17 protein-coding genes are annotated in these 13762 nt (G+C 65.2%); 14 read left to right on the top strand and 3 right to left on the bottom strand.

Features of this window, described 5'->3' with window-relative positions:
- The first annotated feature begins 1 nt into the window (after position 1).
- Genes mutL through KF785_09940 form a run of 9 tightly spaced genes read left to right on the top strand, consistent with a single transcriptional unit; the run spans position 2 to position 7650 of the window.
- Positions 2-1738, top strand: a complete 1737-nt coding sequence (gene mutL, locus KF785_09900; GenBank protein MBX3147068.1) for a DNA mismatch repair endonuclease MutL — start codon at positions 2-4, stop codon at positions 1736-1738.
- Positions 1725-2663, top strand: coding sequence for a tRNA (adenosine(37)-N6)-dimethylallyltransferase MiaA (gene miaA / locus KF785_09905; GenBank protein ID MBX3147069.1), 939 nt, complete (start codon positions 1725-1727; stop codon positions 2661-2663). Before mutL ends, miaA begins: the two co-directional genes overlap by 14 nt.
- Complete coding sequence (bshA, locus tag KF785_09910) at positions 2660-3781, top strand: N-acetyl-alpha-D-glucosaminyl L-malate synthase BshA (GenBank protein MBX3147070.1); 1122 nt, start codon at positions 2660-2662, stop codon at positions 3779-3781. The genes miaA and bshA overlap by 4 nt, the downstream gene beginning before the upstream one ends.
- A complete protein-coding gene (locus tag KF785_09915; GenBank protein ID MBX3147071.1) occupies positions 3778-4578 on the top strand; it encodes an undecaprenyl-diphosphate phosphatase in 801 nt (266 codons plus the stop codon). Before bshA ends, KF785_09915 begins: the two co-directional genes overlap by 4 nt.
- A 7-nt stretch (positions 4579-4585) precedes the next feature.
- Positions 4586-5311, top strand: a complete 726-nt coding sequence (locus tag KF785_09920) for a biotin--[acetyl-CoA-carboxylase] ligase (protein MBX3147072.1) — start codon at positions 4586-4588, stop codon at positions 5309-5311.
- 41 nt (positions 5312-5352) lie between these two features.
- Positions 5353-5982: a hypothetical protein gene (locus KF785_09925; GenBank protein ID MBX3147073.1), complete on the top strand. Its 630-nt coding sequence runs from the start codon at positions 5353-5355 to the stop codon at positions 5980-5982.
- Position 5983: 1 nt separating this feature from the next.
- Positions 5984-6277, top strand: coding sequence for a hypothetical protein (locus tag KF785_09930; GenBank protein MBX3147074.1), 294 nt, complete (start codon positions 5984-5986; stop codon positions 6275-6277).
- The gene (locus tag KF785_09935; protein MBX3147075.1) at positions 6274-6669 is read left to right on the top strand and encodes a hypothetical protein; all 396 of its coding nucleotides are present in this window, start codon (positions 6274-6276) and stop codon (positions 6667-6669) included. Before KF785_09930 ends, KF785_09935 begins: the two co-directional genes overlap by 4 nt.
- The gene (locus KF785_09940; protein MBX3147076.1) at positions 6670-7650 is read left to right on the top strand and encodes a C40 family peptidase; all 981 of its coding nucleotides are present in this window, start codon (positions 6670-6672) and stop codon (positions 7648-7650) included.
- 86 nt (positions 7651-7736) lie between these two features.
- Here KF785_09940 and KF785_09945 read toward each other — a convergent pair whose 3' ends face one another.
- Entirely contained in the window at positions 7737-8789 is a 1053-nt protein-coding gene (locus KF785_09945) for a hypothetical protein (protein ID MBX3147077.1), read from the bottom strand.
- A gap of 18 nt (positions 8790-8807) precedes the next feature.
- Here KF785_09945 and KF785_09950 point away from each other — a divergent pair, with 18 nt between their 5' ends.
- The 5 genes from KF785_09950 to KF785_09970 all read left to right on the top strand — a co-directional run bounded on the left by KF785_09950 (position 8808) and on the right by KF785_09970 (position 13054).
- Entirely contained in the window at positions 8808-9701 is an 894-nt protein-coding gene (locus tag KF785_09950; protein ID MBX3147078.1) for a DUF1207 domain-containing protein, read from the top strand.
- Positions 9702-9946: 245 nt separating this feature from the next.
- Complete coding sequence (locus KF785_09955) at positions 9947-10249, top strand: co-chaperone GroES (protein MBX3147079.1); 303 nt, start codon at positions 9947-9949, stop codon at positions 10247-10249.
- A gap of 24 nt (positions 10250-10273) precedes the next feature.
- Complete coding sequence (gene groL / locus KF785_09960; GenBank protein ID MBX3147080.1) at positions 10274-11905, top strand: chaperonin GroEL; 1632 nt, start codon at positions 10274-10276, stop codon at positions 11903-11905.
- Positions 11906-12079: 174 nt separating this feature from the next.
- Positions 12080-12475 carry a hypothetical protein gene (locus KF785_09965; protein ID MBX3147081.1) on the top strand — a complete coding sequence of 132 codons (396 nt, stop codon included), beginning with the start codon at positions 12080-12082 and terminating at the stop codon, positions 12473-12475.
- Between the two features lie 81 nt (positions 12476-12556).
- Positions 12557-13054 carry a MerC domain-containing protein gene (locus tag KF785_09970; GenBank protein ID MBX3147082.1) on the top strand — a complete coding sequence of 166 codons (498 nt, stop codon included), beginning with the start codon at positions 12557-12559 and terminating at the stop codon, positions 13052-13054.
- On the opposite strand, the gene KF785_09975 is transcribed toward KF785_09970, so the two are convergent.
- Positions 13027-13530: a DinB family protein gene (locus tag KF785_09975; protein ID MBX3147083.1), complete on the bottom strand. Its 504-nt coding sequence runs from the start codon at positions 13528-13530 to the stop codon at positions 13027-13029. The genes KF785_09970 and KF785_09975 overlap by 28 nt on opposite strands.
- 26 nt (positions 13531-13556) lie before the next feature.
- A partial coding sequence (locus tag KF785_09980) for a hypothetical protein (GenBank protein ID MBX3147084.1) occupies positions 13557-13762 on the bottom strand: 206 nt, incomplete at its 5' end.

Below are 13762 nucleotides of genomic sequence, written 5' to 3' on the forward strand. Positions count from 1 at the left end.
CGTGTCTGCCGCAATTCCCAATCGCCGGATCGCCATCCTCTCCGATGCAGTCGCCAATCAGATCGCGGCCGGTGAGGTCGTTGATCGCCCGGCCTCGGTCGTCAAGGAACTGATCGAGAACGCCATCGATGCCGGCGCGCGTCACGTGCGCGTCGAGATCGCCGAGGGTGGCAAGCAGTCGGTCGTCGTGAGCGACGATGGCAGCGGGATGGGCAGGGATGACGCGGTGCTCGCGCTCGACCGTCATGCCACGAGCAAGATCGTCGCGGCGTCTGATCTCGTCGGGGTGCCAACTTTCGGCTTTCGCGGTGAGGCGCTCCCGGCCATCGCCTCCGTCTCTCGGCTCACCCTGGCCACCTCCGATGGCTCCGGTGAAGGTACCGAGGTCAGCCTGACGGGCAGTCGCATCGATCGGGTCGAACCGATTGCCCGTCAGCGCGGTACCACCGTCACGGTGCGCAGTCTGTTCTTCAACACCCCCGCACGTCGCAAGTTTCTTCGTTCGGTCTCGAGTGAGCTGCGGGCCGTCTGGGAGGCGGTCGGCGTCCTCGCGCTGGCGCATCCCGATGTCGGCTTCGAACTCATCGCCGACGGGACCCGCCGCCTCGAGGTGCCTGCCGATCAGGACCTCGCGGGTCGTCTTGGTGTTGTCTGGGGTCGCGATGTGGTGGCAACCATGGTGCCCGTCAGGCACGCCGTCGGTTCGGTGCAGGTCGAAGGGCTGATTCAACGGCCATCGGACGCGCGTCCGACCGGGCGCCGGGTCCAGTTGTTCGTGAATGAGCGACCGTTCCGCGACCCGTTTCTCGTTCGAGCGGCAGAGAACGGCTACCGGTCGGCAATTGCCCCGGGCGATCGCCCCACGCTGCTGCTGCGCATCAGCGTGGCCCCCGGTGACGTCGACGTCAATGTGCATCCGGCCAAGCTCGAGGTACGCTTCCGTGAACGCTTTGCGGTCGAACGGGCGGTCGAAGAAGCGGTCAAGCTCAGCCTGGGGGCACTCGATGCCTCGGCCACCATCGCGCCGGTGGCCGACCGTCCCGTTCCCAGTTGGCACGCAACCCCTGCGGTGGAGCGAGCGGCGGACCTCTCGGAGGTGATGCCCTTGCTGTTCGAGGCGTCGTCCGATGCTCCGGTCCCGATCGAGGCACCGGTTGCTCCGCGAGCAATTACCACGCCACTCCTTCAGCTGCGCAATACGTACATCGTGTTCGAGACCGCCGAGGGTGCCGTCTTTGTCGACCAGCACTCGGCGCACGAGCGGGTCCTCTACGAGCAGGTCATGGGCGACATCCAGGCCGGGGTGATTGCCAGCCAGCGACTGCTGCTCCCGATCACGGTCGAGCTGAACGATGACGAACTCGAAGCGGTCGAGCGGTACGGCGATGAGCTGACCCGGGTCGGATTCGAAGTCGCGCCATTTGGCGGGCGGAGCGTGGTGCTGCACGCGGTGCCGACGCCGCATCCTCGCTTCGACGCCACGGCCTGCTTCCGGGAACTCGTGGCGGACCTGGCCCGCGGGCGCTTTGGCGGATGGGCCAATCGCCTGGAACGATTTGCGGCGACCTACGCGTGTCGGGCAGCGGTCAAGGCCGGGATGCCGCTCTCGGAGCCGGAGATGCGTAGCTTGCTCTTGCGCCTGTTCGAGACGGCGTTACCTCCGCACGACGTCCACGGTCGCGCGACGATCGTGACCGTGCCGGTCGATGAACTGGAGCGCCGGTTTGGTCGGAGATAGGGTTCCCATTATCGTCGGCCCGACTGCGGTCGGCAAAACCGCAGTGGCGCTTGCGCTGGTCGAGCATTGGGACATGGAGGTTGTCTCGGCGGATTCCCGACAGATCTATCGCCGACTCGATATCGGGACGGCCAAAGCAACCCGGCGCGAGCAGCGGCGGGTCCGCCATCACGGCATCGACGTGATCGATCCGGGCGAACGGTACAGTGCCGGCCGGTTCGCGCGCGATGCGGAGGGCTGGGTCGAGGAGATTCGCTCACGCGGTCGCCTGCCGGTGATCGTGGGCGGTACCGGGTTCTATATCCGCACCCTGGTTGAAGGACTCTTCCGCGAGCCGCCGCTCGACCCTGATCGTCGCCGGCTGCTCGAGACGATCGTCGGCAGCTTCGGTACGACCTCGCTGGTGCGATGGGCGTCTCGGCTCGATCCGGCGTTCAAGGGTGGCGGCCGACAGCGGGCCATGCGGGCGATCGAGGTTGCCCTGCTGTCGGGATACCCGCTCAGCTACTGGCAGGCCGCGGCCCGGACCTCGGGAAGCATCGCGCCCTGGTATGTTGTGCTGACGGTGCCACGTCCGGTGCTGCATCGCCGCATTCTGGTGCGGGCCGAGGAAATGGTGCGGCGGGGTGTCATCGAGGAGGCAGCGGCCGCCATGGCGGACGGCGCCCGCCCGGGGTCGCCGGGCCTCGACGGGGTCGGGATTCGCGAGGCCGTCGAGTACCTGATCGGGATGCGACCCCGGGAGTCGGTTGTCGAGGCGATTGCCACAGGGACGCGGCAGTATGCCAAACGTCAGGAAACCTGGTTCCGTCACCAGCTCGTTGGCCCGGTTCTCGCGTTGGATGCCACGCGCCCGCCCGACAGTCTGGCACGCGAGATTGCGGAGGCGTGGGCCAGTGTCGATGAAAGGAGTGCGCGCGCGTGAAAATCGGAATCACCTGCTATCCGACCTACGGTGGCTCCGGTGCGCTGGCGACCGAACTCGGTCTTGCACTGGCGCGCCGCGGTCATGAAGTCCATTTCATTACCTACGCGATGCCGTTTCGGCTGCGTGAGTATGCCCAGGGCGTCTACTTCCACGAGGTCGACACGACGGAGCAGTACCCACTGTTCGAGTACTACCCCTATTCGCTTGCCCTGGCCAGTAAACAACATGAGGTCGCGCTGAGGGAAGAGCTTGATGTGCTGCACGTCCACTACGCGATTCCGCACGCGACAGCAGCGTACCTGGCGCGCGAGATGCTGGTCGGTCGCCGCCGGCTGCCGGTGATCACGACGCTTCACGGTACGGACATCACCCTCGTCGGGCAGGCAAGCAGCTTCTACGCCATTACCAAGTTTTCGATCGAGCGTTCGGATCGGGTTACCGCCGTCTCGCAGTTCCTCAAAGAGGAAACTGTTCGCACCTTCGGCTGCAACGGCTGTGACATCACGGTGATTCCGAATTTCGTCGATCTGGCCGAGTACGCTCCCAGGCCTGATGACTGCCGTCAAGGCCTGGCCCCGCCCGGGCATCGCATTGTGGTTCATGTGTCGAACTTCCGGGAAGTGAAACGGGTCCGCGATGTCGTTCGCGTTTTCGCGCGGATTCGGCGGGCCATGCCGGCTACCCTGGTGATGATCGGTGACGGGCCGGATCGGGCCGATGCGGAGCGGGAGGCGATCGATGCCAAGGTCGATGAGGACGTGCAGTTCCTTGGACGGCTCGGTGATGTGAGTCGGCTGCTCGGGGTCGCCGATCTGTTCCTGCTGCCGTCGCAGACCGAGTCCTTCGGTCTGGCAGCCCTCGAGGCGCTGGCGTCCGGCGTGCCGGTCGTTGGGTCGCGGACCGGTGGGATTCCCGAGGTCGTCGAGGACGGTGTCTCGGGTATTCTCGAGCCGCCCGGGTCGGTCGAGGCGATGGGACGCCGGGCAATCGATCTGCTGCGCAACCCAGATGCGTACCAAACAATGCGCGCTGCGGCGCTGCAACGCGCGGCGATGTTCTCCGCCGATGTGGTCGTTCCACAGTATGAAGCACTCTACGCTGAGGCGTTGTCATGACGTTGTCCTGGTGGCAGGGGCTCATTCTCGGACTGGTACAGGGATTTACCGAGTTTCTGCCGATTTCGAGTTCCGGACATCTCGTGCTGGCTGAACGGATCGTTGGTTTCGAACCCCAAGGACTCTTCTTCGAAGTCGTCGTTCATGTTGCCACGCTGCTGTCGGTGTTTATCGCCTATCGTGCACGGATTGCCGCGTTGCTGCGCGGCATGTTGTCCGGCGACGCCCAGTCACTTCGGTTTGCAGGGCTGATCCTGCTGGCTTCCGTGCCGGCGGCTGTCGTTGGGATTGCCTTTAAAGACTTTTTCGAACGGACCTTCCACTCTCCGGTCCTGCTTGGCTGGCAGTTTCTGCTTACGGCGGTGCTGCTTTGGAGTACCAAGTACGCCATGCAACGGGCACCGGTCGAGTCGAGGCCGATTACGCCATGGCGTGCCTTCCTGATCGGGGCTGGTCAGGCCCTCGCCATCATTCCGGGGATCTCGCGATCGGGCACCACGATTGCAGTGGCCCTTTGGACCGGTGTCAAGCCGGTGGTCGCAGCCGAGTTTTCGTTTCTGATGTCGATCGTCGTCATTGCTGGGAGCGGGGTCTTGCAGTTACGGGAGGTGCCACCCGGCTTCGATCCGTTCTCTCCCGGCATGGTGCTCGCATTCCTCGGCGCGCTGATTGCCGGCGTCGTGGCAATTCGGTTTCTGGTGGCTTTGCTCAAGTCCAGCCGGTTCCATTCCTTCGCGCCCTATTGTGCGGTCGTGGGAATCTTCTGCCTGGTGTGGTTCGGTCTGCTCGGACGTTAGGCGGCTCGTGACCATTCACCACTTCGAGGTACTCGAGTCGACTCAGGACCTGGCCCACCAGCTCGCTGCGGAGGGCGCGGAGGCGGGCACCGCCGTCGTTGCCGTCGAACAGCAGGCCGGCCGCGGTACCCGGGGCAGGGGCTGGAGTTCGGCGCGAGGCGGCCTCTGGCTGACGGTGATTTTGCGGCCCGCGACCGCCGGCGCCGTCGAGGGGCTGAGTCTCAGGGTCGGCCTCGAGGTCGCGCATTGTCTCGAGCGGGTTGCGGCCTCGCCGGTGCCGATTCGGATCAAGTGGCCGAATGATCTGATGGCCGACGATCGCAAGCTGGGTGGGATCCTCTGTGAAGCCCGCTGGCTGGGCGACGCGCCGGGATGGATCGCGGTCGGGATTGGAATCAATCTCACCAACCAGGTGCCGGCCGAGCTCCGGGCCAGCGCGGTGGCGCTCGCGGAACTGGGCGGGCAGGCCGAGGCGACTGATCTCGTGACACCGGTCGTTGCCGCAGTGGTCCAGGCCGGGGAACGAGCCGGGCCGCTGACCGAGGCAGAGTTAGCCGAGTTTGCGAGTCGGGATTGGTTGCGGGGGCGGGCACTGGTTGAGCCGGTAGTAGGACGTGCGGCAGGGGTCACGGCAGATGCCCGTTTGATCGTCGAGCAGCCAACAGGAGCACGGACTGCCGTGCTCGGCTCGGTCACCCTGGCGGCCTTGGCTCGGGACGGCGGAAGCCGTTAGATTGCACGACGTTCCCTCATTTTTGATCTGTTGGAGCCCCGATGACTTCTGCCGTTCAGGCAACTCGCGATGCCGACCACACTGAGCTTCGGCACGTTCTCCGGTCCGGTACCCAGCTGGGCGTCATTCAGTCGGTCCTGATCGGCGCCTTTGCTTTGTTGCAGCCCCGGCTCGACGGCATGGTCGAGCTCCTGGTGCTCGGCGCGATCCTGGTGTTGGGGATTGCCATCACGATCACCTTGCCGGGCCTGTGGACCAAAGCGCGAACCATCGAAGGAATCTCGGGCGCAGCCGGGATCGGTCTCTGGGCAACCGTGATCTTTCTGGTCGTCGACGTTGCCGTGTTCCAGCCCTTCGGGTTCTACACCAACCGATGGCTGGAGATCGGTGGTGGCAGCAACTGGTGGTACCACCCGGTCTGGTGGATGGTTGGCACCTTCCTGCCGTGGCTTGGCGCCTGGGTGCTGGCCAATCAGGCCGCCAAGAGCGGCGCCACGAATCCGGTTGCGCTGATCGGCGGGACCCTGGTGCTGGCCGCGATCATCATGGCGGCAGCCGTGCTGCTTGGGTTCCCGGGCGCCAGGTACGGGCTTGGCGCCTTCGGTATCTCGGTGCTGCCGGCACTGGCGGTGCTCGTTGCGGTCACCGCGATGGGGACTCGCCGCGGGTGAGATGACCTTCGTTCGATTCCTGGCCCGTTTGTTCGGATGGCTGCTCACGCCGGTGGTGGCGTGGGCAGCTTCGTTTTTAGGGGCTGGGGTTGCGGCATGGCTCGGTGGTTCCCTGTCGTCGAGGAATCATCTGGTTGCGACGGTCCTGACGGGCGGGGCGACGGCCGCGCTTGCCCTGGTGCTCTGGCTCCGGCTGCTGCGCCGCTCGCCTCGGTTGCAGAGCACGCTCCAGGTTGCGCCGGATGCCTCGCCACTGGTGGCGCTCGAGGGTGAGGAAGAAGAGTCGCCGCAATGATCGCGACCCGCGCCCGGATGGCTGTTGCTGGTATTGCGCTGGCCGCGGCATGCGGGCCCTCGGCCAAACCGGCTGAGGGTGCCGACAAGTCGGCCGCGGTGCTGGCAGGCCCGCCGGATTCGCTGGTTCTGACGCTGGCGTCGGGAGTGTCGGTCTGGCTGGCTGAAGGCCGAACCGCTCTGGATAGCGCCGGCACTGCCTGCTTGGAGCGCAGCGTGGAGATCCGGACCGACAGCTCGGTCGTCAAGGTCCCGCTGCTGTTCGTGACGACGCCGCCGACGCAGCTCGATCGGGACAATCTCCGGGCCGAGTTGAGCCGGCACTGCCGGGTCATGGCAATTTATCGGGTCGAGCTGGCCACAGGTCGACCGTACAAGCTGGAGGATCGTTAGGTGCGTACCACCTGTCCAGGGCTCATTCTGGTTCTGCTTGGCGCGCCTGCGAGTGCCCAATCGGTCAGTGCAGTCGCGGCGCACGGTTTCGGTACGCCGCGGGTCAACGAGTATCGCCTCTCGCTCTGGTCTCATCGGGCCGGACCGGCCCAATTGCGTCCGTTTGCGACGGTTGCGACCCAGGGGCCCCGCGGCGAGGGGCCGATGCTGGCTGGGGTCGGCGCCGACCTGATCGTGCCGCTCAGTCGCTCGGCGCAACCCTATCTCGTCGGCAGTGTCAGTGCCGGTCCCTTCGACCTGCGACGACGGCTGGGCCTGGCAGGGTGGGTCGGCTGGTCCGCAGGAGCCGGAGCCGAGCTGGTTCGTCTCGGCCCGGTCGGCCTGGGCGCCGAGGTTCGATATCAGGAGTTTACCCGCGGGCAGGTCGGAGGAGTCTCCCTGGGCGTTCGGGTCGGTGCGCCGCTCGGGCAGCAAGGGACCAGGCGCGCATCATCGGTTCGCGCGAGCTCGACGCCACGCGCGGCAACTCCCGCTCCGCGGTCCGCCGAGGCGCCATGGACTCCGCCGTCACTGGCCACCGTCTCGGGTGCAGCCAGGGTGGCAGCCGACGCGGTCGAAACGGCCCTGGCGGTGCGAGGCACACCGTACCGGTGGGGCGGGTCGGACACCAACGGATTCGATTGCTCCGGCCTGATTATGTATGCCTACGGCGCCGCTGGCCTGACCTTGCCGCGGCGCAGCCTGGATCAGGCCGAGGCTGGTCGCTCGGTGGGCACCGATCTGGCCAGGCTGGCTCCCGGGGATATTCTCGTCTTTGGTCGTGAGCCCGGAGGGCCGGTAACCCACGTCGGTCTCTATGTTGGTGACGGACGGTTCATTCACAGCGCCACCGGCGGAACCCAAGTCAGCCGCCTCGCGGCCGACGACCCCGCGGGGCGCTGGTGGTTTGCTCGCTGGAACGATTCGCGCAGGCTCTACTGACCGCTCACGACCAGTCACGCCAGCCAGGCAAAACGGCTCGGGAATCAGAGGATTCCCGAGCCGTTATCAGGGGCCGTCTGGACCGATCAGTGCCGGTGCGGAGCAGACGGCGCGTTGTCCGCCTGATGGTGCTTGTGATGGTTCTGACCCATTTCGTTCAGTGAGGCAATGTCTTCCTGGGTCAGCGGGTCGCTCAGGTCGAGTGCCGGCCACTTGCTGAAGTCATCCGGCGCAAAGACGCCGCTGATGTGGGCCATGCCGTGGTTCGCGATGGTTTGGCCGGTCGGGTTGTTGTAGACGCCCACGACCCGATACTTCCGGCCCGCGCGGAGCCGGATGCCATCGCCCCGGACACCGGGCAAGCTTCGTGACATGCCGGTGATGGTGCCGTCCTTGGTAAGCTTCGCATCGGTCTTGGCAAGAACACGACCGGTTTCCGCGTCTTCGAGACGCACCGCGACACCGTAGTCGTGCATGTGGCCGCTGTACCCGAGCAGACGCCCGTCGACCGGCATGGTGAACTCGTAGGCCTTCTCGCTCCGTCCCGCCGGCACGTCGTAGGTGTTCGAGCCGCCGACCGTCAGGTTGACGTCCATGTACAAGGGCAGGGCGTCGATTGGTCGCGGATTTAGATTGGTCGGGCTGTAGGACAGCTTGACTCGGATCTGAATCCCCGCGAGGTCGGCTCCCGTCTCGTTCTGCCAGGCCATGTACATGCCCAACCGGGTGCCAGGTGTCATCGGAACGCCGATGGAACGCGGCGCCATCATGGCCCCTGTTTCGCGGCCGATTCCGAAGAGACGTTCGACGGCGGGGTAGAGCAGCTGACGCCGATCGAAGTTGACCCCGATCAAGTGGTGAATGATTCGACGATCGAGCAATTTGCCGTTGGCATCAAGGACCTCGACGTCGAAGCCGCGCACCCATCCGGCAACGGGCCACTCGAACCGGAGCAGAGGGGTATTATGATCCTCCATCATCTCCAATTCGTCGTGCGTCATGCCCGGCGGCATGGCGGATACGTCGAACGGTCCGGCTGTGACGATTACCTCGCGGCGAGCCGAATCGACCTGAACCGTGGCCCGCGGGTCGTCGACCACGAACAGGGCAGTACTGAGCGCAACTACCGATAACCACATAGGTCACCTGATCTCCCAATGGAACGCTGGTGCTATCTCCGACGCCCCAAAGTACCTGACCGGGCACCCTGGTTCAACCGGAGCCGGGTCACGGTTGTGATCGGCCTGACGACCCTGATGTCCCTTGCTGGGCCGGTGGACGCCGCCCAATCGCAGGTTCGATGGTTGCCATCGGTGGACCGTTTCGAGCTCCCGGTTGCTGCGCCCAGGCCGATCAGTCTGGCCGCTCGTTTGCTTCGCAGCAGCCCGACCGAGTCGCAGTTCGGGGCTGAACAAGAAGTTGAAGTCACTATCGGTAACTCCTTTTCATTGTTGGCTTTGGGGGCAAGCAGACGGCCTCTCACCTTTGGCGTCGTGGGCCAAGTCAGCGCCCGATTCAGCCTCGAAGATCCGCGCACGGCGCTGATCAGCCACGATTGGACGGGCGGAATCCACGGGATGTGGCATCGGGGGCCGTGGCGGGTTACGGTCGAACTGATGCACGAGAGCAGTCATCTTGGCGACGAGTATGCCGAACGCTTTTCCGCAGGTCGGCTCGACTGGACTCGCGAGTTCGTGGCGATCTGGGTCCGCCGCGAACTTGGTCCGGTGGCGATCCACCTGACCGGGTCACAGGCCCTCGCCAGCAGGCCCGATGTCGTCGGGAGTGCGGCGGGTGCCGCCGTCGACTTCCGCGGCGACCTGGGGAGCTGGGGCGGAGCTCGAGTGCGCCCGGTGCTCGGTGTCTGGTGGGAGAGCCACGCCTTCGCCGACTGGCGGCTTACGACCGCAGGGCGGGCAGGACTCGAACTCGATCGCGACGGGCAGCGGTTTGGGCTGTCGGTGGTAGGGCTGACCGGGGTTACGCCTCAACGACAATTCTATAACCAGCCCGCTGAATACCTCGGAATCGAGCTGCGTTTCGACTGGTAGCTGCCGGTTCGACAGTCCTGGCAGTTCGAGAAGCACCCTGCGGATTCTCATCCGTGCCAATACTCTGCCATTTCGACCGGAATCGGCTGGCACTCGGGTTGCTCGAGTGCCAGCCGCAGGTCTTGGCTTGACCGACAGGCGGCAGGCCTTATCTTCATGTTCTTCGTTAGCACTCTCGATCGTTGAGTGCTAACCGCTTGAATGAACTCAACCTACAGTAACAGTCAACGAAGCTGGGGGAACTGATGGCGTCGAAAGGCAAGCTCAAGATCACGCCGCTCGAGGACCGAGTGGTCGTGAGCCCGGACGAGGAAGGCGAAACGATGCGGGGCGGGTTGTACATCCCCGATACCGCCAAGGAAAAGCCGACCCAGGGTGAGGTCGTGGCGGTCGGGCCCGGGCGTTTCGAAAAGGGCGAGCGCGTTCCGGTCGAAGTCAAAGTTGGTGACAAGGTGCTCTACGGTAAGTACAGCGGCACCAACCTCACGCTCGATGGGAACGAGGTCGTCATCATCAAGGCCTCCGACATTCTCGCCAAGCTCGGCTAATCGAAGGATCATCAGGAGAACACCATGGCAGCCAAGGATTTGCTGTTCAATACCGACGCCCGCGCCAAGCTCAAGCGGGGTGTCGATGCGTTGGCCGATGCAGTCAAGGTCACCCTCGGGCCCAAGGGCCGGAATGTCGTGATCGACAAGAAGTTCGGTTCACCGACCGTCACCAAAGACGGCGTGACGGTGGCCAAGGAAGTCGAACTGTCCGACCCGGTCGAGAACATCGGTGCGCAGCTGGTGAAGGAAGTCGCGACCAAAACCTCCGACCTCGCCGGCGACGGCACCACCACCGCCACCGTGCTTGCCCAGGCCATCTACCGCGAAGGCCTCAAGAACGTCACGGCCGGCGCCAACCCGATGGAGCTCAAGCGCGGCATCGACAAGGCTGTCGGCGTCATCGTCGACGAGCTGAAGAAGCTGAGCACCACGACCGCGGGCAAGAAGGAAATCGCCCAGGTCGGCACCATCTCGGCCAACAACGACCGGGAAATCGGTGACCTGATTGCCGACGCGATGGAGAAGGTCGGCAAAGACGGCGTCATCACGGTCGAAGAGGCTCGTGGCCTCGAGACCACGCTCGAGACGGTCGACGGCATGCAGTTCGATCGCGGCTACCTCTCGCCCTACTTCATCACGGATCCGGAAAAGATGGAGGCCGTGCTCGACACGCCCTACATCCTGATCTACGACAAGAAGATCTCGGCGATGAAGGACCTGCTCCCGGTCCTCGAGAAGGTCGCCCAGACCGGCAAGCCGCTCCTGATCCTCGCCGAGGACGTCGAAGGCGAGGCGCTTGCCACGCTGGTGGTCAACAAGCTGCGCGGTACCCTCAAGGTCGCGGCCGTCAAGGCTCCGGGCTTCGGCGATCGCCGCAAGGAAATGCTCGTCGACATCGCCAAGCTGACCGGCGGCAAGGTCATCTCGGAAGAACTCGGCTTCAAGCTCGAGAACACGGTTCTGGCCGACCTCGGTCAGTCGAAGCGGGTCGTGATCGACAAGGACAACACCACCGTCGTCGACGGCAAGGGCAAGTCCGATGATATCAAGGGCCGGATCGCCGAGATCCGGGTCGCCATCGACAAGTCCACCAGCGACTACGACCGCGAGAAGCTCCAGGAGCGGTTGGCCAAGCTCTCCGGCGGGGTCGCCGTGATTCACGTCGGCGCCGCGACCGAGACCGAGATGAAGGAGAAGAAGGCTCGGGTCGAGGACGCGCTCCACGCCACCCGCGCGGCGGTCGAAGAGGGCATCGTGCCCGGCGGCGGCGTTGCGCTGCTCCGGACCCAGGAGTCGCTGACCAAGCTCCGCGGCACCGAAGACGAGAAGATCGGCATCGACATCGTTCGCCGTGCGCTCGAGGAGCCGCTCCGCACCATCGCGCAGAACGCCGGCGTCGAAGGCGCTATCGTCCTCGCCAAGGTCAAGGAGTCGAAGGGTAACGTCGGCTACAACGCCGCCACGGACGAGTACGAGGACCTGGTCAAGGCCGGCGTCATCGACCCGACCAAGGTCACCCGGACGGCGCTTCAGAATGCTGCGTCGATTTCGGGCCTCCTGCTCACCACCGAGTGCGTCGTGGTCGAGAAGAAGGAAGACAAGCCCGCTGCTCCGGCCGCGCCCGGCGCGGGCGGCATGGGCGGGATGTACTAAGCCACCCAGCGGAGCGCCGGGCAGCAGGGTTGCCCGGACCTCCGCCGCGGTCCAGCAGGTACGAAGGGGCCGGCTCGCGTCGGCCCCTTTGTCTTGACCCGGGCGGATGTTCTGAGGCCCAGGCTGCGCTATTTTCCGGGCGGGCAGCGTGAACGAGATACCAGGAGCGCCAGCATGAATCGATGGTTCGCCGTCGTGATCGGAGGGATCATGGCCTGCAACGCACCGGCCCTCAGTGCGCAGGCACAGTCGCAGACGTCGGGTGCAGCGTTGTCCGGGACCTGGGAGCTGGAGAAGGGTAACGTCAAGGCCGAAGGGCCGAAGACTGTTGTCATTCGACCTGACTCGAGCGCTTCATGGGGAAAAGAGACGGTTCGTTGGCGGCTTCGGTCTGACCAGATCATGATTGCCCTCGGCGGCGAGTGGGAGGTGTACACGCTCCGAGTACGCGGTCAGCGACTGACGCTGTCCGGTGGCGACCTGCCCGAGCCGATTACCCTCAGGCGAGTGGGTCCACCGACACCGCGACCGGCGGGTACCCCCGTTCCACCAGACCCCGACGTCATCTGACCCAGCTCGGCCTGCCTCCCTCGCTCAATCGGGCGAGGGGGTAGCGCGGCACCCGTCAATAGTGATAAGTTGTTATCACTTATGCCGCGTCACCTTTTCTCGTCGTCCAACCTGATTCGCGCTGTCGGTCAATGGGACCTGGCCGGCGTCGGTGTCTCCGTTGCCTGCGTGATTCACTGCGTCGTACCGCCTCTGCTCCTGATGCTGCCGGCGACCGGCGCCGCCTGGCTCGCCGACCCGACCCTCGGCTGGGTCTTCGTCGGGGTTGCCGCGTCGATCGCGATCGTGGCGCTGGGTGCTGGTGTTGCCCGCCACGGTCGGTTCGACGCAATGGCGCTGGGCATGACGGGCGTCGTGGTGATGGCGCTGGGTCACGGTCTTGCCATCAGCAGCGAGTGGGAGACCCTCGCCGGTGTTGCGGGGGGCGCCGCCCTGATCGTGGCGCACTTGCGTAACCGTGTCTTGATTCGGGCTGCCTCGCGCTGCCACTGCTCGGCCTGCGCGAGTGACACCGGCGACCGAGCGAGCGCTCCGTCGCCGGTGCCGATCTCTCAGGGCTCGTCTGCGGTCGGTCCGTAGATCTGCGGAACCGGGACGTCCAGCAAGCGAAGGTACACGGCCAGCTGACCCCGGTGATGAATCAGGTGGTTGAGCACAAACGACCGCAATACGACGACACGCGGCATTGTGAAGATCACCTTGCCGCCGTACTTGAGTGACCACGGCACCCCGAACGCTTCGTCTCCCGTTCTTGCAATAGCCGCCCGCCCATCCGCCACATTGGCATCGAACGTCGTCAGCAGTACCGCAGTCGACTCATACCCGGGCGGTACCCACCCGGTGCCCCCGGGGGGATTCAGGTCGAGTTCGGTTTCGGACAAGGTTGGTCCGATCCAGGTCAGCAGATTGGCGATGTGGGCCGAGAGGTCGCCCAGCGAGTACGACTTGGGGTGCGGTCGCCAGTTGGCGTGCTCGTCGGGAACCCGGGAGAGCACGGTCCGGGTGACGGATGTTTCATGGTCGTATTCTGGCAGGACGGCGGCGGAGATACTCATCAGGGGCTCCCGGTCGAAGTGCTGGGTTACGAGAACTCGAGTTCACATTGGGTGGCCAGGCGATGACGGGCGCCGCTTGCGGTGATCGGCAGCGGACCAGTCGGTGTGTCCTGCGTAGCCACCGCGATCCGCCCGGTGAAGCCCCGGACGCCCAGGTGGCCGGCGACGGTCGAGTGGGCCACTTCCGGCGCGTTGCACTGTCGGCTGAGGTGGGCCAGGAGCACCACGCCGA

This window comes from Gemmatimonadales bacterium, assembly GCA_019637315.1.
Taxonomy (GTDB): Bacteria; Gemmatimonadota; Gemmatimonadetes; order Gemmatimonadales; family GWC2-71-9; genus SHZU01.